Origin of the sequence: Tenacibaculum sp. Bg11-29 (assembly GCF_002836595.1) — a bacterium.
In the GTDB taxonomy this organism is placed as follows: Bacteria; Bacteroidota; Bacteroidia; order Flavobacteriales; family Flavobacteriaceae; genus Polaribacter.
On the sequence record NZ_PJBB01000003.1, the window covers coordinates 1,628,666 to 1,651,903 of the forward strand.

At 29.4% G+C, this 23,238-nt stretch carries 19 protein-coding genes; 10 read left to right on the plus strand and 9 right to left on the minus strand.

The annotated features are described in order from the left end of the window. Positions 1–108: 108 nt before the first annotated feature. Complete coding sequence (locus CXF68_RS07290; RefSeq protein WP_101043730.1) at positions 109–768, minus strand: alpha/beta hydrolase; 660 nt, start codon at positions 766–768, stop codon at positions 109–111. Positions 769–1,034: 266 nt separating this feature from the next. Here CXF68_RS07290 and CXF68_RS07295 point away from each other — a divergent pair, with 266 nt between their 5' ends. From CXF68_RS07295 to clpX, 4 genes are all read left to right on the plus strand, one after another. Next, entirely contained in the window at positions 1,035–1,382 is a 348-nt protein-coding gene (locus tag CXF68_RS07295; RefSeq protein WP_101043732.1) for a phage holin family protein, read from the plus strand. An 84-nt stretch (positions 1,383–1,466) separates the two neighbouring features. Next, a complete protein-coding gene (gene tig, locus CXF68_RS07300; protein WP_101043734.1) occupies positions 1,467–2,789 on the plus strand; it encodes a trigger factor in 1,323 nt (440 codons plus the stop codon). A 130-nt stretch (positions 2,790–2,919) separates the two neighbouring features. Further along, on the plus strand, positions 2,920–3,579 hold the full coding sequence (gene clpP, locus CXF68_RS07305; RefSeq protein WP_101043735.1) for an ATP-dependent Clp endopeptidase proteolytic subunit ClpP: 660 nt from the start codon (positions 2,920–2,922) through the stop codon (positions 3,577–3,579). 105 nt (positions 3,580–3,684) lie between these two features. Next, positions 3,685–4,923, plus strand: coding sequence for an ATP-dependent Clp protease ATP-binding subunit ClpX (clpX, locus tag CXF68_RS07310; protein WP_101043736.1), 1,239 nt, complete (start codon positions 3,685–3,687; stop codon positions 4,921–4,923). 77 nt (positions 4,924–5,000) lie between these two features. On the opposite strand, the gene CXF68_RS07315 is transcribed toward clpX, so the two are convergent. Further along, positions 5,001–6,344 (minus strand): leucine-rich repeat domain-containing protein, encoded by a 1,344-nt coding sequence (locus tag CXF68_RS07315; protein WP_101043737.1) that lies wholly within the window; start codon positions 6,342–6,344, stop codon positions 5,001–5,003. A gap of 120 nt (positions 6,345–6,464) precedes the next feature. Here CXF68_RS07315 and dnaG point away from each other — a divergent pair, with 120 nt between their 5' ends. After that, the gene (gene dnaG, locus CXF68_RS07320) at positions 6,465–8,471 is read left to right on the plus strand and encodes a DNA primase (protein ID WP_101043738.1); all 2,007 of its coding nucleotides are present in this window, start codon (positions 6,465–6,467) and stop codon (positions 8,469–8,471) included. Between the two features lie 200 nt (positions 8,472–8,671). Here dnaG and nadE read toward each other — a convergent pair whose 3' ends face one another. Further along, on the minus strand, positions 8,672–9,460 hold the full coding sequence (gene nadE, locus CXF68_RS07325) for an NAD(+) synthase (RefSeq protein WP_101043739.1): 789 nt from the start codon (positions 9,458–9,460) through the stop codon (positions 8,672–8,674). 96 nt (positions 9,461–9,556) lie between these two features. Between nadE and gldB the strand changes: the two genes are divergently transcribed. Continuing rightward, a complete protein-coding gene (gene gldB / locus CXF68_RS07330; protein ID WP_101043740.1) occupies positions 9,557–10,519 on the plus strand; it encodes a gliding motility lipoprotein GldB in 963 nt (320 codons plus the stop codon). Then, a complete protein-coding gene (gldC, locus tag CXF68_RS07335) occupies positions 10,519–10,854 on the plus strand; it encodes a gliding motility protein GldC (protein ID WP_101043741.1) in 336 nt (111 codons plus the stop codon). Before gldB ends, gldC begins: the two co-directional genes overlap by 1 nt. 26 nt (positions 10,855–10,880) lie before the next feature. Here gldC and folK read toward each other — a convergent pair whose 3' ends face one another. Then, positions 10,881–12,011: a 2-amino-4-hydroxy-6-hydroxymethyldihydropteridine diphosphokinase gene (gene folK / locus CXF68_RS07340; protein WP_101043742.1), complete on the minus strand. Its 1,131-nt coding sequence runs from the start codon at positions 12,009–12,011 to the stop codon at positions 10,881–10,883. Positions 12,012–12,148: 137 nt separating this feature from the next. Between folK and CXF68_RS07345 the strand changes: the two genes are divergently transcribed. Together CXF68_RS07345 and CXF68_RS07350 are read left to right on the plus strand one after the other, a co-directional pair. Next, positions 12,149–14,104, plus strand: a complete 1,956-nt coding sequence (locus CXF68_RS07345; protein ID WP_101043743.1) for a tetratricopeptide repeat-containing sensor histidine kinase — start codon at positions 12,149–12,151, stop codon at positions 14,102–14,104. Then, positions 14,094–14,738, plus strand: a complete 645-nt coding sequence (locus CXF68_RS07350; RefSeq protein WP_101043744.1) for a response regulator transcription factor — start codon at positions 14,094–14,096, stop codon at positions 14,736–14,738. Before CXF68_RS07345 ends, CXF68_RS07350 begins: the two co-directional genes overlap by 11 nt. 224 nt (positions 14,739–14,962) lie before the next feature. On the opposite strand, the gene CXF68_RS07355 is transcribed toward CXF68_RS07350, so the two are convergent. The 5 genes from CXF68_RS07355 to CXF68_RS07375 all read right to left on the minus strand — a co-directional run bounded on the left by CXF68_RS07355 (position 14,963) and on the right by CXF68_RS07375 (position 22,425). Then, complete coding sequence (locus tag CXF68_RS07355; protein ID WP_101043745.1) at positions 14,963–17,212, minus strand: polyribonucleotide nucleotidyltransferase; 2,250 nt, start codon at positions 17,210–17,212, stop codon at positions 14,963–14,965. 184 nt (positions 17,213–17,396) lie between these two features. Continuing rightward, on the minus strand, positions 17,397–17,666 hold the full coding sequence (gene rpsO, locus CXF68_RS07360; protein WP_101043746.1) for a 30S ribosomal protein S15: 270 nt from the start codon (positions 17,664–17,666) through the stop codon (positions 17,397–17,399). Positions 17,667–17,818: 152 nt separating this feature from the next. After that, positions 17,819–18,676, minus strand: coding sequence for an acetyl-CoA carboxylase, carboxyltransferase subunit beta (accD, locus tag CXF68_RS07365; RefSeq protein WP_101043747.1), 858 nt, complete (start codon positions 18,674–18,676; stop codon positions 17,819–17,821). A 160-nt stretch (positions 18,677–18,836) separates the two neighbouring features. Beyond that, positions 18,837–19,895 carry a class II fructose-bisphosphate aldolase gene (gene fbaA, locus CXF68_RS07370; RefSeq protein WP_101043748.1) on the minus strand — a complete coding sequence of 353 codons (1,059 nt, stop codon included), beginning with the start codon at positions 19,893–19,895 and terminating at the stop codon, positions 18,837–18,839. 88 nt (positions 19,896–19,983) lie between these two features. After that, positions 19,984–22,425 carry a BamA/TamA family outer membrane protein gene (locus CXF68_RS07375; RefSeq protein WP_101043749.1) on the minus strand — a complete coding sequence of 814 codons (2,442 nt, stop codon included), beginning with the start codon at positions 22,423–22,425 and terminating at the stop codon, positions 19,984–19,986. 73 nt (positions 22,426–22,498) lie between these two features. On the opposite strand from CXF68_RS07375, the gene CXF68_RS07380 reads away from it, so the two are divergent. Continuing rightward, positions 22,499–23,233, plus strand: a complete 735-nt coding sequence (locus CXF68_RS07380) for an RNA methyltransferase (protein WP_101043750.1) — start codon at positions 22,499–22,501, stop codon at positions 23,231–23,233. Positions 23,234–23,238: the final 5 nt, after the last annotated feature.

Below are 23,238 nucleotides of genomic sequence, written 5' to 3' on the forward strand. Positions count from 1 at the left end.
ATGGCAAGTAGGGTAGAAAATAAGTGGTTATTTTTAGTTTAACCACAAACCAAAAGATTTAGTGATCTTATAAATAGATAATAATTTTTTGATTAAAGACTAATCGCCCTATTTGCTCTGTATGGTATAGTGCTGTAGCATATTTATCTTATCATTTACTATTTTACTTATTTCATTTGCTCTGTCAACAACCATGAAATGTTCTCCTTTGTCAATTAATTCCATTTTAGTATTTCCTCTTGGAGGAATCAATTTATCTTTTGTTCCATTGATTTTAAAGACATTTTTCTGTTGAGTTATATTTTTCCAGTTAATTAATTTAGTAACCGCCCATTTCACAAAATTTAAATCAGTATCATCTAAAATATCATTTAGTAATTTATTATTCTTTGCTCCGAATAAATATTTAGCGATTAACCTTGGAGGGTAAAATAGAGAAGTTGGTATTAGTTTAATTAATTTTGTTTTACCAAACAATCTAAATATTGGTCTCAATTCATTTTTGGTATGAGCAGACGAAATCAGAATAGTTATTTTAGGGTTTAATATTTTACCTATTTCTGTAGCTATTAATCCACCGAAACTTACTCCAATTAAACAAAAATCATTTTTAGTATCAATTACATTGCTCAATCTTTTAGAGTAGTTTTTGATAGACTCATTTTTATCAGGTGTTATCCAATTTATAGGGATAAACTCAAAATCTAGAGTTAGAAAATCAAATACTCTTTTGTCAGCACCAAGTCCGCCTATACCGTATATTTTCAATTTTATATTTTTGGAGTAATGTGTTACAATATTATTGATATATCTAGTTTTAATCCTTTATATCAGTAGTTAGCTAAGTTATTTAAAAACGAGTTAATAATCAAGATGAATTTTTAAACAATCTGCCAAAATTTCAGTATTTTTTATTTGGTATGGTTATCGCTTTAATTAGAGTATTATTGCAAGAGAAGCAAAGTAGTTTTTGTATTAAATAAAAGATTTATTTGTAGCTTTATTTCTTGTAATGGTTAATTAAAAGTAAATAAATGAAAACATTTTTAAAAATCTTATTAACCGCATTAGCGGTTATTATACTAGCAAATGTATTACCAGGTATTACAATTAACAGTTATGTAACAGCAGTTATAGTAGCAGTAACAATATCGTTATTAAACATGTTTGTTCGTCCGTTATTAGTGTTTTTTACGTTGCCAGCAACTATTGTAACCTTAGGGTTATTTTTATTTGTTATCAATGCAATAATTATATTGTTAGCAGGTAACCTAATTACAGGTTTTGCAGTTAGCGGATTTTTTACTGCACTTTTATTTAGTGTGCTATTGTCAGTATTTAGGTCGTTTTTGTTTTCGCTATTAAAAGAAGACAAAAAATAACTGAAAACGAAAGAGTTAAACCCTTTGCAAAAAAGGTAAAAATATCCTAATTTTGCACCCGATTTTAAAGAAACAGATTTTAAGATGAATATTACAAAAGAAAACGTAGATGCGTTAAACGCAGTGGTAAAAATTGATATAGTTGCTGAAGATTATCAAGCTAAAGTAACAAAACAATTAAACGATTACCGTAAAACGGCGAACATTCCAGGATTTAGAAAAGGTCAAGTACCAATGGGAATGGTAAAAAAGCAATACGGAAAATCGATAATGATTGATGAAGTAAACAAACTTTTACAAGAGTCTTTAAATAAATTTTTAGCAGAAGAGAAGTTAGATATTTTAGGTAACCCGTTACCAAGAATAGAAAACGAATTTAACTGGGATGCTGAAAAGTTTTCTTTTGAATTCGAATTAGGATTAGCTCCTGAGTTTGATATCAACTTAAAGCCTAAAAATAAAGTTACTCAATATAACATAGTTGCAACAGACGAGTTAATTGATAAAGAAGTAGAAAACATTCAAACTCGTTATGGTAAAGTATCACCTATCGATGAAGCGAATGATGATGCTAATGTAACTGGTACTTTTGTAAACGAAGAAAAAGAAATAAGCAAGAAAGCTACAGTTTCTGTAAAAGATATTAAAGGTAAAACAAACTTAAAAAAGTTTGTTGGTGCTAAAGTAGGAGAGGTTTTAGAGTTAAAAACAAAAAACTTATTTGAAGATGAGCACAAATTACAACAGGTTTTAGGTGTTTCTCATGATGAGATTCATGATTTAGATATTGTTGTTTCTTTTACTATTGAAGAAGTTACTAAAACCGAAGCAGCTGAGTTAGATAAAGAATTATTTGACAAGTTATTTGCAGACGGAAGTGTAAATACTGTATCTGAATTAAAAGATAAAATTAAAGAAGATGCTGAAAAGCAATTTCAACAACAAGGAGATCAACAATTGTTAAACGCAATTACTGAGAACTTAGTAGAAAATACAAAATTCGATTTACCAACAACGTTTTTACAAAAATGGTTACAAACTGCTGGTGAAAAACAATTAACAGCAGAGGAAGCTATTGAAGAGTATAATAAATCTGAAAAAGGATTACGTTATCAGTTAATCGAAGGAAAGATTATGAAAGATAACGATGTTAAAATCGATTATCCTGAATTAGTAGACTACGCAAAAGGATTCATCCGTTCGCAAATGGCTCAGTTTGGTAATATGAATCCAGAAGAGAAAGAGTTAGATGATATCGCTGGTAGAGTTTTACAAAATCAAGAAGAAGCTCAAAAATTACAATCTCAATTAATTAGCCAAAAATTATTAGCTTTTTATAAAGAGAACATGAGTTTTGATTCAAAAGAGCTTTCTTACGAAGATTTTATTAAAGAAGTATATAAATAACAGTTTATTAACTGATTATGATTTAAAAACCTGAATGTAGATTCAGGTTTTTTTTGCTGCAAATGGTAGCTGTATAATAACTAAATAGTTCTTATATTTACACAATTATAACCCAAAAAACATTTTTAAAATGGATTACGGAAAAGAATTCGAAAAATACGCAACAAAGCAACACGGTATAAACAGTACATATTTAGGTAAAATTACAAGTAGTTTAACGCCATATATTATGGAAGAACGTCAGATGAACATTACTCAAATGGATGTTTTTTCTCGTTTAATGATGGATAGAATTATCTTTTTAGGTACTGGTGTTAATGATCAAGTAGCTAATGTAATTCAAGCACAATTATTGTTTTTAGAAAGTGTAGATGCGAATAAAGATATTTCAATTTATATTAATTCTCCAGGAGGTGGGGTTTATGCAGGTTTAGGTATTTACGATACAATGCAGTTTATTAAGCCAGATGTAGCAACAATTTGTACTGGTATGGCAGCATCTATGGGAGCTGTTTTAATGTGTGCAGGAGCAAAAGGAAAACGTTCTGCTTTACCGCATTCACGTATCATGATTCACCAACCAATGGGTGGTGCGCAAGGGCAAGCATCAGATATGGAGATTACAGTAAAAGAAATAGGAAAGTTAAAAACTGAATTATACGATATCATTGCAGATCATTCAGGGCAAACCTTCGAGAAAGTACAAGAAGATTCTGATAGAGATTATTGGATGAAGGCAGACGAAGCGAAAGCTTACGGAATGGTAGATGAAATTTTAAAAAGAAAATAATACAATACTATCATTGCGAACAAAATGAAGCAATCTTTCTATTAATTAGAAAGGTAACTTTATCATTTTAATTTTCGTGATAGTTAAGAATAACAAGTTAGTATAATGTCGAAAGAAGAAAACTTAGAATGTTCCTTTTGTGGGCGTAAAAAACCAGAAACCGATTTATTAATCGCTGGTATGGATGCGCATATTTGTGATAAATGTATTGAACAAGCTCACGGAATTGTAGAAGAGGAAGTTGCAGAAGCTAAAACAGATGGTTTGTCTAAAGATTTAACCTTAAATAAACCAAAAGAAATTAAAGCTTTTTTAGATGAATACATCATAGGGCAAACAGAAACTAAAAGAGGTATGTCTGTCGCTGTATACAATCACTATAAGCGATTGTTACAGACGAAAGACGATGAAGATGAGGTAGAGATTGAAAAATCAAATATCATTTTAGTAGGAGAAACAGGTACAGGTAAAACATTAATAGCTCGTACAATTGCGAAGATGCTAAATGTGCCATTTTCTATTGTTGATGCAACTGTTTTAACACAAGCAGGATATGTAGGTGAAGATGTAGAGAGTATTTTAAGTCGTTTACTACAAGCAGCAGATTATGAGGTTGACAAAGCTGAGCGAGGAATTGTTTTTATCGATGAGATTGATAAAATAGCTCGTAAAGGTGATAACCCATCAATTACTCGTGATGTGTCAGGAGAAGGTGTTCAACAGGCTTTATTAAAACTTTTAGAAGGGTCGGTTGTAAATGTAGCTCCTAAAGGAGGAAGAAAACATCCAGATCAAAAATTCATTGAAGTAAATACTAAAGATATTTTATTTATCGCTGGTGGTGCTTTTTCAGGAATTGATAGAATCATAAGTAAGCGTTTAAATATGCAAGCAGTTGGTTATAGCGCATCAATTGATGAAGATAGTGTTGATGAAAGTAATTTATTACAATACATTATTCCATCTGATTTAAAATCTTTTGGGTTAATTCCTGAAATTATTGGTCGTTTACCAGTATTGAGTTTTATGAATCCGTTAGATGCAAAAACATTACGAGCAATATTAACAGAACCTAAAAATTCTATTATTAAGCAGTACACGAAGTTATTTGCTATGGATGATGTTGAATTTACTTTAACAGAAGGAGCTTTACAGTTTATTGTTGATAAAGCAGTAGAGTATAAGTTAGGAGCTCGTGGATTACGTTCGTTATGTGAAGCAATTTTAACCGATGCAATGTTTGAGATGCCTAGTTCTGATGAAAAAGAATTAAAAGTAACAAGAGAATATGCAGAAGCTAAAATTACAAAGTCAGCTTTAAAGAAGTTAAGAGCAGCTTCATAATATTCAATAAGAAGTAAAATAAAAAGCATCATATTTTATTAAAATGTGATGCTTTTTTATGTAGTAATAAGAAGGTTTTAATGCTTCTTAACTTTACTATGCTTATTAATCCATTCGATAAGCTGAGCAGCTGTTATACTATATTTTTGTTGTACATCTCTCTTTTTCTTTTGTATATGTGTCGTGTTTAAAACTAAAGCTTCATACTCGCGAACAACAGATTTTTTAAATTTATCGTAATAGTTCTCAGTACTTTCTGATGATTGGATAGTTTTAATTTTAAAAGCAGTGTTACCAAGTAGGTTAATCCATTCAGTAAATTGTTGAGAATTTAAATTGTATTTTTTCTGAACTTCTACTTTTTTACTTTGTAAATAAGTAGGATTGAGTATTGCTTTCTCATATTCATCTACTGCAGATTTTTTAAATTTTGAATAATAAGTAGCAGTATATTTTTGAGGAGCTCCTACATCGACTCCTTTAACAATGATCTTGTTTGTAGTTAGTAAGTTTGAATACTTAGTTATCCACTGTGAAAGTTGTTTAGGGTTTAAGCTGTATTTCTGTTGTAATTCATTCTTTTTACTTTGTGTATGATTAGCAGCTAGTACTAATTTGTCATACTCAGAAACAACAGAAAGTTGAAATTTTTCATAATAATTAGCAGCACTTTCTTTAGGTTGGTTGTTTATTACAGGTTGTGGTGCTTTAGTTTCTGATTGAACAGTTGTAACAGGTTTGCTTTCTTCTTTAACATTTTCTTCATGAATACTTTTTATACTATTCGCATTTTTTGTGTAAACAACATTTTCATCTTTATACCATCCTTCTGGTATTTTATTCAATTGTGTGTCATTTACGATAATACTATTCATTTGATTTCCTGTTGTATCTAAGCTTTCTAGCTTAGTACAAGACTTAACATTTAAAGTTGTTAGTTCATTAAAACTAGTGTATAAACTTTTAAGGTTAGGATTATCTCCAATAATTAAAGAATTTAACTTATTACCGTCACAGCTTACATATACTAATTCAGTATTATTACTAAGATCTAAACGTTCTATTTTATTTTCACTACAATTTAAAAAAGTGATAGATGTACTTTTAGATAAGTCTATTTGTGTAATCTCGTTTCCAAAACAATCCAAACGTTTTAAGTTAGGAAAGTGTTCAAGACCTCCCAAATTTTTAATTTTAGAATGTACGTTAGGCAATAACTTATTTGTTATTGGATCATTAATATTTAAATTAATGACATATTTGGCATCACTCACCAAAATATTTCCATTTAAACCATTAGAATCGATGTCCAAATCAATCAAACATTCTTCAAGACCAATGTCTTTAATATCAATGGTTTCCTGAGAAAATATGTTAAAGGTTAATAAAAATAAAAGAAAGTGGGATACAGTTTTTTTCATGATAAAAAATTTTAACAAAACTAGATATTTATATGTTTTTAACAAATAAAAGGTTAAGATATTTATTTTTGATAAAAGAGCATCTAAACGAGTATATTTGTAGGCTGTATTTTACATTATATGATAACGCAACAAACAATAGAAAAAGTATTTGAAGCATCCCAAGTAGAGGAAGTAATAGGGGAGTTTGTACAACTTAAAAAATCAGGAAGTAGTTTTAAGGGCTTAAGCCCATTTACAGACGAACGAACTCCATCTTTTATGGTGTCACCTGTAAAACAAATTTGGAAAGACTTTAGTACTGGTAAAGGAGGAAATGCTGTTTCTTTTTTAATGGAACATGAGCATTATACATATCCTGAGGCTATAAAGTGGTTAGCTAAAAAATATAATATTGAAATAGAAGAAACTGAGCAGTCTGACGAGCAAAAAGAGCAGATGAACGAGAGAGAGAGTATGTTTTTAGCATCTAAATTTGCTAAAGATTACTTTCATGATGTGCTAATGAACACTCAAAAAGGAAGAGCAATAGGATTGTCTTATTTCAAAGAAAGAGGTTTTAGGGAGGATATTATAGAAAAATTCGATTTAGGATATTGTAAAGATGAGTGGAGTAATTTTACAGATGCTGCATTAGCCAAAGGTTATGATTTAAAGTATTTAAAATCTACAGGGTTAACAATTGTAAAAGAAGGAGGGCCACAACTTAAAAAATTCGATCGATTTAAGGGACGTGTATTATTTCCAATACACAGTATGTCCGGACGTATTTTGGGTTTTGGAGGTAGAATACTTACCAATGATAAAAAAGCAGCAAAATATTTAAACTCACCAGAAAGTGATATTTACCATAAAAGTAAAATTTTATACGGAATTTATCATGCAAAGAAAGAAATAGCAAAACAAGATAACTGTTATTTAGTTGAAGGATATACAGATGTAATTTCTTTTTATCAATCAGGAATAGAAAATGTAGTTGCATCTTCAGGTACTGCACTAACTTCTGATCAGATTAGATTAGTAAATCGTTTAACCAAAAATATTACTGTGCTGTTTGATGGTGATGCAGCTGGAATTAGAGCTTCTATAAGAGGTATTGATTTAATTCTAGAACAAGGAATGAATGTAAAAGTTGTTTCTTTTCCAGAAGGAGAAGACCCTGATAGTTTTGCCAAATCGCATTCAACAAAAGAGTTAAAAGAATTTTTAGAAGAAAAATCACAAGATTTTATTGAGTTTAAAGTGTCTTTATTAATGAAAGAGGCAGCGAATGATCCTGTTAAGAAAGCAGGCTTAATTCGCGATATTGTTACTAGTATCTCTAAAATACCTGATGGTATTCAAAGAGAAGTATACGTGCAAGAATGTGCTCGTATTATGGATATCTCTGAACGTGTTTTGTTTAGTGAATTGGCGCAATTACTAAATAAAGGATTAGTCAAATCTAATAAAGATAGTCAAAATCGTAATTTAAATCAACCATCAAGAGAGTATTCTCATAAGGAAGAAAAATCTTCAATGGGACTTGTGAAAGGTGGTAAAAAAGGACGTCAAAAAATTGATCAACTAAATATTCTTGAAAAAGAAATTATCAGAATATTATTGCTGTATGGCAATGAAATGGTTGAGTTTGTAAATTGGGTAGATGGTGTAGATGATAAAGGTCGTACTGTTATAGAAAAGGAGGAGTACCAGAATACAGTGTCAAACGAGTTGTATTTAAATTTACAAGAAGATGAAATTGAGTTTGCTAATGAAATCTTTAAATTAACGTATTATCAATTAGTTCATCAATTAAATCAAAATGAAAAAATTTCGATAGATCAATTGATTATGCATGAAAATCAAGATATATCTAGTTTAGTTACTAATATTTTAATGGATGAAGAAAAGTACTCTTTAAGTGATTGGGAGCGAAAAGAAATATTTGTTACAGAAACAAAAAAAATACTTCCTAAATTGGTATCTGATGCCATACTAAATATTAGAAGGGTTTTAATAGAAGAAAAAATAAAAGAGATAATACACGAAGTTCAAACACAAAACGTAGCGTTAGACTTAGAAGAAATATCAAATTACACTGATTTAAAAAAGCGTCTTTTTGAAAAATTAAACCGTGTAGTTTAATATATATAAATTTAACAAAATTTTATAATTGTATTTTTTTTTGTAATTTTGTTCCGAAAAAAGAAAGAAAAACAATTATGAAAAAAGTGCTACAATTTTTCGAGTTATTAAGACTATTTATAATTTTGCCTTTTAGAATATCTAACGGATACAAAAAGCAAGCATACCAAAAAATTAAACGTCAAATGATGTTAGTAAATTTACTTTAAGTTACTAGGTACTTCACAAACAGGAATAGGGATCATCTTATGTTGATTAATTCGGTTGAGGCGTGTGTATATTTTAAATACTTCTAATTTTCTATCAGAAAAATCAATATTTGTTTTCCCTGCGATTTGCATTTTCATAGCCCATTCTAATTCATCATAAGAAGCTCCAATTTGTTCTTCATCAGTTCTGCTATCACCAAACAAACCATCTGTTGGCTGCGCTTTTTGAATAGATTTAGGTACTTCTAAGTATTCGCCTAAAGAAAAAACCTCAGATTTAACCAAATCGGCTATTGGACTTAAATCAACTCCTCCATCACCATATTTAGTGTAAAAACCTACACCGAAATCTTCTACTTTATTACCTGTTCCGGCAACTAATAAACTATGTAACCCTGCAAAATAATATAGCGTTGTCATACGTAAACGAGCTCGAGTATTAGCTAAAGCTAAAGCTGTTTTTGCAGATGATTCAATTTTAGGAACTACCATTTTAAAATCTTCAAAGGTGGTTGTTAAATTTACTTCAGCTTCAGAAACATTACTAAAACGCTGTTTTAATTGTTTAATATGTTCATTTGCTCTATTTACTTGGCTTTCTGCTTGATGAATAGGTAGTTCAATACATAAAGTAGGTAAACCGGTTTTTGCACATAAAGTTGAGGTTACAGCACTATCAATACCACCAGAAATACCGACTACAAACCCCTTAACTCCTGAGTTGGTTGCATAGTCTTTTAACCATTGTACAATGTGTTCTGAAACTTTGGGTGTATTCATAATCAAATATATTTTATAAGAGTTTATATAATATTCATATAAACTATTTTAGTAATTTCGGCGTTGTAAAAATTGAATGTAAATATACTAAAGTTCATGAGAAAATTTTTAACACTTTGTGTTTTAGTTTTAGGGTTAAATTCTTGTAAAAAAGAGGTTGCTTTTAATTTAGAAGTTGATGTGTCTAATATTAAGGTTAACACGGTTATAGATCGTTTTGATATCGATTTTTATAATACGAAACCAGAAAACTTAGAAAAAACGAAAAAGAAATATCTATTTTTATTTCCATCTCAACCCGACAGTGTTTGGGTAAATAAACTTAAAAATAAAGATGAAATAGAATTGTATGAAGAAACACAAAAAGTATATAATACGCTAGATGATTTAAGGGGGGAATTAACTTCTTTTTTTAAGCATTTAAAGTATTATAACCCTAAATTTAAAAGCCCGAGAGTAATAACCATGCTAACAAATATTGATTATGATAATCGAATTGTATATGCAGATAGCTTGTTGTTGATTTCTTTAGATGCTTACCTAGGTAAAGAGCACAGATTTTATAATGATTATCCTGCTTATATAAAACAGAATAATGAGAAAGAACATATTATTGTAGATGTGGCAGAATCAATAATAAATGCGCATTTTTTCCCTGTGAAACAACGAAGTTTTATAGATAAAATGATTTATAAAGGTAAGAAAATGTATTTACTTGATGCATATTTACCTAAGGTATCTGACAAAATAAAAATTGGTTATACAAAGATTAAGTTTGATTGGGTAGAAAAAAATGAAGAATCAATTTGGAAATATTTTATTGAAAAAAACATGTTATATAGTACAAGTAAAGAGCTTGATAAACGTTTTTTAGATGTTGCTCCTTTTTCTAAGTTTTATATGGAGCAAGATAATCAATCACCAGGTGGTTTGGGTGAATGGGTTGGTTGGCAAATAGTACGTTCGTACATGCAAAAGAATGATGTATCTTTGCAGCAGTTATTACAAACAAGTGAAGAGGAAATCTTCAAAAACTCAAAATATAAACCAAAGAGATAATGGCGATAGAACATACTTCGAAAATAATATTTAAAGTAGGCTTAGACGAAAATAAAATACCTGAAAAAATTACATGGAATGCAGAAGATGGTGGAATTAACGGTGAGGCTTCTAAGGCTATAATGTTATCTGTTTGGGATCATAAGAAAAAAGACACTTTACGTATGGATTTGTGGACGAAAGATATGCCTGTAGATGAAATGAAACAGTTTTATCATCAAACATTAGTGTCTATGGCAGGGTCATTTGAGAAAGCTACTAATGATGAGAAAATGAGTGCTACCATGCGAGATTTTTGTGATTACTTTGCAGAGAAATTAGAATTGAAAAAATAAAAAAAGCAGCTTTTAAGCTGCTTTTTTTATGCGTTGTAATTTTTAATCTCATTAATTATAAATTGATAATCTTCATTGTTTTTTACAAAGTCTAAATCAGATACATCAATAATTAAGATGTTTAGATTAGGTTGTGTTTTAATGAAATTAATGTATCCATCATGTATTTTTTGCAAATAATCAGCTTCTATGTTTTGCTCGTAATCTCTTCCTCTTTTTTTTATGTTTTTTAATAAACGTTCAGTATTTTGGTATAAATAAATATATAAATCGGGTTTAGTGATTTCTTTATACATCAAATCGAACATTTTTCTGTATAATTTATACTCATCTTTTTGCAAGGTAATTTGTGCAAAAATTAATGATTTAAAAATATAATAATCAGAAACTATAAAATTTTTAAATAAATCAAATTGTGCTAAGTCATCTGTTAATTGTTGATATCTGTCAGCTAAAAAGCTCATTTCTAAAGGGAAAGCATAGCGTTCGTTATCTTCATAGAATTTTGGTAAAAAAGGATTGTCAGCAAAACGCTCTAACACCGTTTTTGTGTTAAACTCGTCAGACATCATTTTAGCTAATGACGTTTTTCCTGCCCCAATATTTCCTTCAATAGCAATATAATTATATTTTTCAGTAATAGGAATAGGTCTTATAAGTTGCTCTTCAAGTACAGAAATAATTGAATTATCTGAACAGTTTTCTAAACAAGACGAGATAGATTTTTTTTCTATTGGATGATTTAATTTTTTGGCAATTTCAGTTAAGGGAACTAAAACAAATTTACGCTCTAACATTCGTGGATGAGGTACGATAAGGTTTTCTGAAAAAATAATTTCATCATCAAAAAGTAAAATGTCAATATCAATAACTCTATTAGAATATTCATTACTGTTGGTTCGAATTCTACCTATCTTTTTTTCAATAGATAATAATTTTGAAATTAATTGCTCAGGAGGAAGATGTGTAGATACTTTAATACAAGTATTGTAAAAATTATTACCAGTAAAACCATAAGAAGGGGTTTTATAAACTGATGCAATTTTTAAAATAACTCCAATTTCTTGGTAAATTAAATTTATCGCTTCCTGTAAATTACTTAGCTTATCACCTTCATTGGTGCCTAAAGAAAAATATGTTGTTCTCTGTATTTTCAATTACATAATATATAGACAGCAAAGAAACAAAAAGCATCTAGGAATTCATTTGTTTCTAATAAAGTTTTTTGATCTTTATTACAGTTATATTTTTACAGAGTGATTTTATATATTTATATAAATGACTATTTTTGATTATGGTTAAATTTATCTTTAGGTGTTTTGTAGTATGTTCATTTTTATTTACGAAAGTATGTGTTTGTCAAACAGATCGATTAAATGAAAACGGAATAAAGAGTGAAAAAGAAATTATTTATGAGGCTATTTATCTGTTAAATAATAATGAAAAAGAAAAAGCATATATAATCGCTAAAGATTTAAAAAAAACTACTAAATCTAAATATGCTTTAATGAATAGTAGTATGATATTAGCATACTACTTTAATAGAAAAGTAGCTATAGATTCTTCAATAATTTACGCAAAACAATCTCTCAGTTATAATACAGAAGGAGGGGATTCTTTAAAGTCTAAACGAAAATCAACTATTTATAATCTTTTAGGAAAAAATTATAGTAAAAAAGGCTTACTCAGTGAAAGTAAGAAGTGGTATATAAAAGGTATCGAAGAAGCTCAGAAATTTAATGAAAAATATTCTTATTATGCTAATACACATGGGTTAGCTTTGGTGTATTATAATGATAAGAATTCTTTAAAAGCGTTAAGTGCTTTTAAAGAATGTTTAACCTATACTGAAGATAAGGAAATTATATACGGTAGTTATATAAATATAGGAATGATTTATGGAGAACTTAAAGATTATAAGGCTTCTAATAATTTTCTTAAAAAGGCATATAACATGAGTTTAGCAGATGATAATATACAAGCTAGGTCGTCAATTCTTTTAAGCTTAGCTAATAATGCACAAAAGCAAAAAAAAATAAAGAAAGCAAAAAAACTTTATAGAGAAGTAATAGCAATTAGTGACAAAGAAGGGTTTCATCAAATAAAAATTGAAGCAAGTATTGGTATTGGTAATATAATGATATACTTAAAAGATTATAAAAATGCCCGTTTAGTTTACAGTATTGCACTTAATGATGCTTTAGAATTAAAATTATTAGGACAGCAACAAGAGCTTTATAAAAAACTAAAAATAATAGCGTTAGAACAATTAAATTACAAAGAAGCTTTTTATCATAATTCAAAGTACTTTAAAATAAAAGATTCTATTAGTAAATTAGAAAAAGAAGAAAAAATTAATGAGTTAGAAGTTAAATACGAAACTATAAAAAAAGAAAAAGAGATTGTTTTACTAAAAAAAGATCAAGAGATACAAGAAGTTAATTTAAAAACTGAAAAAAGCAACAAAAAATATATTTTAATATCTTTTTTAATTATCCTTGTAGCTGTAGTTGGGTTATTAATTAATTATTATTTAAGGCTTCAAGCTCAAAGTGAGTTAAATAAAAAAGAGAAAGAGATAAACCAACAAAAAGTAACAACATTATATAAAGAAAAAGAATTAGAACTAATTAAAGCAAATATTGAAGGAAGAGATATAGAAAGAGAAAGAATAGCGCAAGAATTACACGATAGTATTGGAGGTAATTTAGCGGCTATTAAACTTCAGTTAGGTAGTCCTAAAGTTTCTAATATAGATCATATAAAAAAGGTTCGTATTCAAATAGACGATACTTATAAAGAGGTAAGAAATATCTCTCACTCACTGATTCCTAAAAAGAAAGATGATAGTAAGTTTTGTGATACAATTGAAACATATTTAAATAATATTGGAAATTCAAGTGATATAACTACATCTTTAACTATATACCCAAAACAAAAAATAGATGAGTTACCTGAAGAGGTAAAATCAGAAGTGTTTAAAATTATTCAAGAATTAATTACAAATACTCTTAAACATGCAAATGCATCATTTATGGAGCTAAGTATAAGTTTGTCTGACTTACAAATACTAAATATTCTTTTTGAAGATAACGGAATAGGGTTTAATCCTTCAGAACAAAAAGAAGGTTTGGGGTATACTAACATAAAGAGTAGGTTAGATAAAATACATGGACAATTACTAATTGATTCTAGAAAAGGAAGAGGAACTATTATTAACATAGAAATAGATAATAAATATGAAGTATAATTTAATTATAGTAGACGATCATAAAATGTTCTTAGATGGTCTACAAAGTATTTTTGAATCTATAAAAGAATATCATATTTTATTCACGGGTAAAGATGGAGAAGAAGTTTTAAAGTACATGGAAAATAATAAGGATAAAAAAATAGACCTTGTTATTACAGACATTACGATGCCTAAGATTGATGGTATAGCCTTAAATAAGGCAATTAAAGAAAGAAAAGAGGCTGTTAAAACATTAGTAGTTAGTATGCATTTGAATGCTAAAATGATAGATACTTTAATAAACGATGATGTAGATGGTTATGTACCTAAAAATGCAGAAAAAGAAGAGCTATCTAAGGCTATTCGAACAATTTTAAATGGAGAAAAATATTTTTCAAGAGAGATAAAAGAAATTTATTTAGAGAATAGATTATCAAAGAAAAAAGAAGAAGGTGTAAAATTAACTGAAAGAGAAAAACAGGTAATTACTTTTATTGCTCAAGAGTTTACAACACAAGAAATAGCAAATAAATTATTTTTGAGTAAGCATACAATAGAGAGTTATAGAAAAAATCTAATGATTAAATTAAATGTTAGAAATATTGCAGGTTTAACCAAGTATGCTTTAAAAAAGAATTATTTAGAAAATTGATTAGGTTAGTGATTTTAAAAATTTTAAATAAAGTAGGGTATAATAGTGTGTTCTTGTTTATATAGTGTATCCTCTTTTAAAGTAAAGTTTATGATAGGTTATTGGGGATGATCTAATAACAAATTCTTTAGTAAGAAGGATAACTTTTTTTTCAGTAATAACTTTTGAATAAAAAAAAGGCAACCATTTGGTTGCCTTTTTTGAATTTATAAGAAAAATATTATTTAATCTTCTTTTTTCTCTTCTCTAGGTTTTCTGTCTTCTCTAGGCTTTCTATCGTCACGACGATTATCTCTGCTTCTGTTATCACGTCCACCAGAACGTTTGTCATCTCTAGGTGGTCTTGCTACATAACCTTCTGGTTTTGGCAACAATGCTTTACGAGAAACTTTTTCTTTACGAGTTCTAGGGTCTTGACCAAAGTACTTCACATCAAAAACATCTCCCATGTTAACTACATCAGATACATTTTCTGTACGTTCCCAAGCTAATTCACTAACGTGTAATAAAACTTCGTTTCCTGGAGCTTCTGCATATTCTACAACAGCACCAAAATCTAGCATTTTAATTACTTTTACTTCGTAAGCGCTACCAACTTGCGGCTTAAACAACATTGACTCGATACGAGTAATAACTTGCTCAATTCCTGCTGGATCTGTTCCTAAAATTTCGATAATTCCTTCTTCAGTTACAGCGTCTTCAGTAATTACAATAGTAGTTCCTGTTTCTTTCTGTAATTCTTGAATATGTTTACCTCCTGGCCCAATAAATGCACCAATCATATCATTAGGAATACGTCTGTTAATCATTTTAGGAGCATGCTCTTTAACCTCTTCGTTTGCAGAAGAAATAGTATCAGTTAATTTCCCTAAAATATGTAAACGACCATCACGAGCTTGTTTTAGTGCATTCACTAAAATTTCGTAACCTAACCCTTTTACTTTAATATCCATTTGACAAGCAGTAATTCCTTCAGAAGTACCAGTTACTTTAAAGTCCATATCTCCTAAGTGATCTTCATCACCTAAAATATCAGATAAAACTGCGTAACGATCTCCGTCAGAAATTAATCCCATTGCAATACCAGAAACAGGTCTTGTCATTTTAACACCTGCATCCATTAAAGCCATTGTACCAGCACAAACAGTAGCCATTGAAGAAGAACCGTTAGATTCTAAAACTTCAGATACAACTCTTACTGTATAAGGACAATCATCTGGAATCATTCCTTTTAATCCACGTTGGGCTAAGTTACCATGACCAACTTCTCTTCTTGAAGTTCCTCTTAATGGTCTTGCTTCACCTGTACAAAAAGGAGGGAAGTTATAGTGTAAATAGAAGTTCTCTTCACCTTCGTAAGATGGCATATCTATTTTATTAGCATCTCTTGATGTACCTAAAGTAACAGTAGCTAATGCTTGAGTTTCTCCACGAGTAAAAATTGAAGAACCATGTGTTGATGGTAAATAATCTACCTCACACCAAATTGGTCTGATTTCATCAGTCTTACGACCATCTAAACGTAAACCTTCCGATAAAGTTAATTCACGGATTGCTACTTTTTGAGATTTGTTGAAATATTTCCCAACTAAATCACCATATTCTGCTAATTCTTCTTCTGTGAATGAAGCTTTTAATTCTTCTTTTACTTCAGAAAAAGCAGCTGAACGTTCTGCTTTAGAAGTTCCTTTTTTAGCAATTGCATAACATTTGTCGTAACAAAAGTCATTTATTTTTACAGCTAATTCTTCGTCTTCTCTTTCTCCTTCGTATTCTCTAGTTTCTTTCTTACCGAAAGCTTCAGCTAAACGAACTTGAGCAGCACATTGAATCTTAATAGATTCGTGAGCAAATTTAATTGCGTCTGCCATTTCTTCTTCAGAAATTTCATCCATTTCACCTTCAACCATCATTACAGAATCTGCAGAAGCTCCAATCATCATATCGATGTCAGATTCAGCTAATTGTGCTCTATTTGGATTGATAACGAATTCACCATTTACTCTTGCAACACGTGCTTCAGAAATAGGGCATTCGAAAGGGAAATCAGATAATTGAATAGCTGCTGATGCTGCTAAACCTGCTAATGCATCTGGCATAACATCTTCATCATGAGACATTAATTGGATCATTACTTGTACTTCTGAATGGTAATCTTTTGGAAATAATGGACGTAAAACACGGTCTACTAAACGCATTGTTAATACTTCTCCATCACTTGGTCTTGCTTCTCTTTTAAAGAATCCTCCAGGATATCTTCCTGCGGCAGCAAATTTTTCTCTATAGTCTACCGTTAAAGGTAAAAAATCTACAGGACTTTGTTTATAGTTAGATACTACTGTACATAACAACATTGCTTTTCCCATTTGAACAACAACCGAACCGTGTGCTTGTTTTGCTAATTTACCGGTTTCTAATGAGATGGTTCTTCCATCTCCAAGGTCAATGACCTCTCTAAATACTTTTGGAATCATAAATTTTAATTCTAAATTTTTAAATTGTTTGTTGTTGTGTTGTTATTGTTTGTTGTTGCAATGGAAATTCAAAATTGTTGTTAAAAATTTTGAGTTTTTTATATAAATTTCTATTAGTTAGATAGAAATGAATTTTTTTTAAAAAAAAAAGAGGCACGTTTATAGAGCCTCTTTTTTGTAAGAATTATTTTCTAATTCCTAATTCTATGATAATCGCACGATATCTGTTGATTTCAGTTTTCTTTAAGTAATCTAGTAAACTTCTACGTTTACCTACCATCTTTACTAATGAACGCTCTGTGTTAAAATCTTTACGATTCTTTTTTAAGTGCTCTGTTAAGTGGTTGATTCTAAAAGTGAACAATGCGATTTGTCCTTCCGAAGTACCAGTATCAGCTTTACCTTTACCGTGTTTTTCGAATAATCCTTCTTTTACTTCTTTTGTTAAATACATTCCAATATTATTTAAATGATTTTTATGTACATCAATGAGCTATTCATCGAAGCTGCAAATGTACAAATAATTTTTAATTTGAAATGTATAGGAATACGTGTTTTTTGTTACGTAAATGAAACAAAAAAGCCAGCAAATGCTGGCTCTTAAATTTATGCTCTTATAGGTTGATTTTGTATCAAATCTATATATAAATTTATTTGTTTTTTTAAGTTTTTACGCTCGTAGATTCCATCTAAGAATCCATGTTCTAAAACAAATTCAGAACGTTGGAAACCTTCAGGTAGTTCTTTACCAGTAGTATCTTTAACAACACGTGGTCCAGCAAAAGCAATTAAAGCATTTGGTTCAGCGATATTAATATCACCTAGCATTGCAAACGAAGCTGTCGTTCCTCCTGTTGTTGGATCAGTACATAATGATATATATGGAATTTTAGCATCTGCTAATTGCGCTAATTTTGCAGAAGTTTTTACCAATTGCATTAATGATAAAGAAGCCTCCATCATACGTGCACCTCCAGATTTTGAAACCATTAAGAAAGGAAGTTTGTTTTTAATAGAATAGTCAATAGCTCTGGCTATTTTTTCACCTACAACACTTCCCATTGATCCACCGATAAAAGCAAAATCCATAGAAGCAACAACAATGTCTTTACCATTAGATTTTCCTACAGCTGTACGAACAGCGTCTTTTAAACCTGTTTTTTTCTGAGCAGCTTTTAAACGATCTGGGTATTTTTTAGTGTCTTCGAACTTTAAAGGATCCTTTGATGTTAGTTTAGAGTTTAATTCTTTAAATTTATTATCATCAAAAAAAAGTTCAAAATACTCATGACTTCCAATACGAACATGATATCCATCTTCTGGACTTACATATAAGTTCTTTTTTAGTTCTTCAGTATCAATTACCTTACCGCTTGGTGTTTTATACCATAAGCCTTTAGGTGTGTCTTTTTTTTCTTCTGTTGGGGTTTGAATACCCTTGTCTTTACGTTTAAACCAAGCCATAGTTTAGTTTATATTTTGTTGTTTATTATTGATTAACTCATTCATATTAATGAGAAGGGGTGACGACAAATGTAAATTATTTTTATGAACTTTACTTTTTATAAATAAAAAAAAGCACTTAGAAGGTTCTAAGTGCTTCGTTACTCTAAAATTAGAGTTCTTATAGTGTGTTTACATTATTTAAATCTTCAAAAGCCTTTTTTAAACGCGCTTTAAAAGTTAATTCACCTTCTCGTAACCATTTACGAGGGTCATAGTATTTTTTATTTGGTTGATCTGCTCCGTCAGGGTTTCCAATTTGACTAGCTAAATATTCTTTTTTCTCTAATATATAATCACGTGCCCCTTCTGTAAAAGCATACTGTAAGTCAGTATCTATATTCATTTTAATAACACCATACCCAATAGCCTCTCTAATTTCTTCTAAAGTAGAACCTGATCCTCCGTGAAAAACAAAATCAATTGAATTGTTAGGAACATTGTACTTCTCTGAGATGTATTCTTGAGAGTTCTTTAAAATTTTTGGAGTTAATTTTACGTTACCTGGCTTGTAAACACCATGAACATTACCAAAAGCAGCAGCAATTGTAAATTGATCGCTTACTTTCATTAATTCTTCATAAGCAAAAGCTACTTCTTCGGGTTGAGTATATAACTTAGAAACGTCTACATCAGAGTTGTCAACACCATCTTCTTCACCTCCAGTAATACCTAATTCAATTTCTAAAGTCATTCCTATTTTACTCATACGAGCTAAATATGCTTTACAAATCTCAATATTTTCTTCAATAGGCTCTTCTGATAAGTCAATCATATGAGAGCTATAAAGAGATTTTCCTGTTTCTTTGTAAAATTGCTCACTAGCATCTAGTAAACCATCAATCCAAGGTAATAATTTTTTAGCTGCATGATCTGTGTGTAGAATTACAGGTATACCATAGGCCTCTGCTAATAAATGAACGTGTTTTGCTCCAGCAACAGCTCCAACTATAGCAGCTTTATGGTTTTCATTTGATAATCCTTTTCCAGCATTGAATTGTGCTCCTCCATTAGAAAATTGAATAATTACAGGAGCGTTTAATTCTTTTGCGGTTTCTAAAACAGTGTTTACCGTACTAGAACCTACAACATTCACAGCGGGTAAAGCGAAGTTTTTATCTTTAGCTAATTGAAATATTTCTTGAACTTCTTTTCCAGTTGCGACTCCAGCTTTTATCATTATTTAATTTTTAGTTAATGGTTGTTTTGAACGACAAATTTACACTTTTTTAGCAAAAATGCGATAATTTTTAGCGATAACGTTGTAGTTAGAAAGGGTAGTTAATACCAATATTTAAAACAGAACTAGAGAAATTAAAGTTTTTAAACCATTTATTATTATTTAGGTAAGGTTCATGTACTTTTAAGCCTAGGTCTAATCGGGCAATTAAAAACTTAAAGTCATATCTAAAACCAAAACCAGCACCAACTGCCATATTGGTTAATGATTTAATGTTTTTAAATTTAGAAGATTCTTCTATGTATTGAGAATTGGTAATGTCCCAAATATTACCAGCATCAACAAATAAAGCCCCTTTTAAAGAACCTAATAAATCAAATCGGTATTCGAAACTTGATAAAAATTTTAAACTACCAATATTATACTCTAATCCAGGTTGTCGAGCTCCTGGCCCTAAGTCGTAAGTTCTCCAAGCCCTAATGTCATTTGATCCTCCAGCAAAATAACTACGAGAAAAAGGAATACTTGATTTATCGTAAGTAATAATGGCACCTAAAAAAGTTCTATGAGCTAATACAGTATTGTTACCTAAGTTCCAATACTTTTTATATTCAATGTCGGTTTTGAAATATTGGGCAATAGGTATTTTAAAAACAGTTTTTTGACCTCTACTATTTATTTTTTTTGATAATAGACCCATAACATTTCCAGAGTTGGCAATTCTCAGTTTTAAAAAAGAAAAATTAGCATCTTTAATGTTTTCTTGATTGTTGTATGTGAAGCTATATGCGATTTCTGGAATTAAAAAATCAGAAGTAATAATGTTATATCTATTAAAAATGTTAAGATTACTTCGGTACTCTAAAGGATTCGTAGTAGCAAAAGAACTATCATTAATAACATTCCTCATAAATTGCAAAACATTTGGAGAATCACTAGAGGGGAGTGTATATGTAGTAGTTGCGTTATCTACTTCTTTTAGCTTTGAATATTCTGAAGAGTAAACATTAAAATAATTTTCAACATTTAAGTTTCGAATATATTGAGTATTAAATAATTCTAATTGGATAGATTTTTTTTTGTTGAAATTCCATTTGTAATCTAAACCAACAGAGATGTTTTGCTTATCTAAACCTATATTTTTCTGAATCCCCCCACCAACGAAAAATTTTGTTCTAGGAGACATTCTTTTAGGAACAAACTTATGTAAACCGAAAGGAGCCATAAAACGAGGAACCTCTAAAGAAACGTCAGCACCAATTTCCCACCCAGGACCGTTGTTTGAATTAAAATAAGAACCGAAAGTTGAGAGTTTAAAAATTTCAGAACCTTTAAATGTATTTCTATTTATTAAAGAAAACTTTAAAGAAACATCAAAATTACGAATATTTGAGCGAGATAATTCTGTATCAAAACCTAAAGTGTATTTTTCAATAGGTGTTAAAAATATATTAGCTTCTAGTTCATCGTCACTTAATTCATTATAACGAATAGAGGTTGATTTAAAGTTTTTTAAACCTCTTAGGTGTGTTCTTGTTAAATTCTTTAAGGAATCACTATAAACTGTGTTAGGTTTAATAAATAATGATTGAGATAAGTATTTTGGATTGTATTTTAATTTTTTGTGAGCATAAAAATTAAAGCCTTTATATTGCATTGTATCATTATGAACTGAATCTCTTTTATTATAAGTGTAATCAGTATAAATATTAATCTTTTTTATTTTTTGAATTTTAAAAGGAATAACTCTGTCTGAAATGTTAATTTCAACAGCTGTTTTTTCATAGTTTATAAGTGTATCAATTTCAAATGAAATATAATTTTCATTAAAATGATATATTCCTTTGTTTCTAAATAATTTTACTAAACGGTTTGCTTCTTTAATGAAGTTACCATCTTTATATTGGTTACCAGATTTAAGAAAACTTTTTTGTTTTGATTGGCTGTATAAAGAATTTAATACAGGAGAAGATATTTTAGAATTAATAGTGCCTAAAAAAGAAGGTTTTCCTTTAGTAATAAAATAAGATATTTCTCCTTTTCTTTTACCAATAGTGTCCTTTTTTGAAGTGATTTTTGATTTGAAATAACCTTCTGTTAGGAAATAGGAAGTTAGACTAGCTACTGTTTTTTTTGTCTTTTTATCATTAATAATAATCGGTGCCTGACCGCTATTTAAAAACCATTGATTTAAGCCAATAAAAGTTTTAGCAACAGAAATACTTTGTTTTTCTGAAAATGTTTTTTTAAAAAAAGAATAGGCTTTTAAATGTTTTTTACCCCATTCACTTGGGGTTTCTGGAGCATCAGGATTTCCTAGGTTATAAAAATATAAAGATAGTGGTATACCTAAAGCTTTAGCATTAGGCTGTTGTAGTAAGAATTCAGTAATACTTTCATTTGAATTTTTTATACTATCAACATAAATAGTGTTTTTTGATAGCAATAATTCATTTTCTTTTACATATTTTATCGTACTACACGAACTGAATAATATTACTAATAAAAAGAAGGAAGAAAGTTTTTTCATTAACTTTACGGCTCGTGTTTTAAATATCAAAAATACTGTTTTTTAGTGGTTATAATGTGTTAAAAAAATAATAATGAGTTTATCTAAAAACAACCTGAAGTTAATAACAAGTTTACAGCAAAAAAAGTATAGACAGAAGCATAATTTATTTGTAGCTGAAGGGATAAAGGTAATAATGGAGTTGTTAAGTTCTACTATTAAAGTATCACATATTTTTACTACAGATGAATCTTTTTTAGCACTTAGCGAGGTAGATTTTACAGTTATTACAGATTTGGAATTAAAAAAAATTAGCACATTAAAGAATCCTAATAAAGTTTTAGGGTTGTTTAAAATACCTGAAAAGATTAATGTAAATAAAGATAACTTTACTGTAGCTTTAGATGAAGTGAATGATCCCGGTAATTTAGGAACCATTATTCGTTTGTGTGATTGGTTTGGTATTTCAGAATTGGTTTGCTCGAAGAATACAGTTGATTGTTATAATCAAAAAGTTGTGCAATCTACTATGGGGTCTTTAACAAGAGTTAATATTTCTTATGTTGATTTACCAGAGTTTTTATCAAATACTAAGTTACCTGTTTATACCGCAGATATGGAGGGTAGTAATGTATATAAAGTATCGCTGCCTGAAAAAGCAATCCTTGTTATGGGTAACGAAGCAAACGGTATTTCAAACGAAGTATCAGAAATAGTAAAGCATAAGTTAACAATACCACGATTTGGAGAAAATCAACAAACAGAAAGTTTAAATGTTGCTACAGCAACGGCTATTTTATTAAGTGAATTTAAAAGAGGGTTAGAATAAGTTTT

Excerpts from the sequence above, each read along its gene's own strand:
- CXF68_RS07295 (WP_101043732.1), top strand. The coding sequence starts at position 1,035 with ATGAAAACATTTTTAAAAATCTTATTAACCGCATTAGCGGTTATTATA.
- tig (WP_101043734.1), top strand. The coding sequence starts at position 1,467 with ATGAATATTACAAAAGAAAACGTAGATGCGTTAAACGCAGTGGTAAAA.
- clpP (WP_101043735.1), top strand. The coding sequence starts at position 2,920 with ATGGATTACGGAAAAGAATTCGAAAAATACGCAACAAAGCAACACGGT.
- clpX (WP_101043736.1), top strand. The coding sequence starts at position 3,685 with ATGTCGAAAGAAGAAAACTTAGAATGTTCCTTTTGTGGGCGTAAAAAA.
- CXF68_RS07315 (WP_101043737.1), bottom strand. The coding sequence starts at position 6,344 with ATGAAAAAAACTGTATCCCACTTTCTTTTATTTTTATTAACCTTTAAC.
- dnaG (WP_101043738.1), top strand. The coding sequence starts at position 6,465 with ATGATAACGCAACAAACAATAGAAAAAGTATTTGAAGCATCCCAAGTA.
- nadE (WP_101043739.1), bottom strand. The coding sequence starts at position 9,460 with ATGAATACACCCAAAGTTTCAGAACACATTGTACAATGGTTAAAAGAC.
- gldB (WP_101043740.1), top strand. The coding sequence starts at position 9,557 with ATGAGAAAATTTTTAACACTTTGTGTTTTAGTTTTAGGGTTAAATTCT.
- gldC (WP_101043741.1), top strand. The coding sequence starts at position 10,519 with ATGGCGATAGAACATACTTCGAAAATAATATTTAAAGTAGGCTTAGAC.
- CXF68_RS07345 (WP_101043743.1), top strand. The coding sequence starts at position 12,149 with ATGGTTAAATTTATCTTTAGGTGTTTTGTAGTATGTTCATTTTTATTT.
- CXF68_RS07350 (WP_101043744.1), top strand. The coding sequence starts at position 14,094 with ATGAAGTATAATTTAATTATAGTAGACGATCATAAAATGTTCTTAGAT.
- CXF68_RS07355 (WP_101043745.1), bottom strand. The coding sequence starts at position 17,212 with ATGATTCCAAAAGTATTTAGAGAGGTCATTGACCTTGGAGATGGAAGA.
- rpsO (WP_101043746.1), bottom strand. The coding sequence starts at position 17,666 with ATGTATTTAACAAAAGAAGTAAAAGAAGGATTATTCGAAAAACACGGT.
- accD (WP_101043747.1), bottom strand. The coding sequence starts at position 18,676 with ATGGCTTGGTTTAAACGTAAAGACAAGGGTATTCAAACCCCAACAGAA.
- fbaA (WP_101043748.1), bottom strand. The coding sequence starts at position 19,895 with ATGATAAAAGCTGGAGTCGCAACTGGAAAAGAAGTTCAAGAAATATTT.
- CXF68_RS07375 (WP_101043749.1), bottom strand. The coding sequence starts at position 22,425 with ATGAAAAAACTTTCTTCCTTCTTTTTATTAGTAATATTATTCAGTTCG.
- CXF68_RS07380 (WP_101043750.1), top strand. The coding sequence starts at position 22,499 with ATGAGTTTATCTAAAAACAACCTGAAGTTAATAACAAGTTTACAGCAA.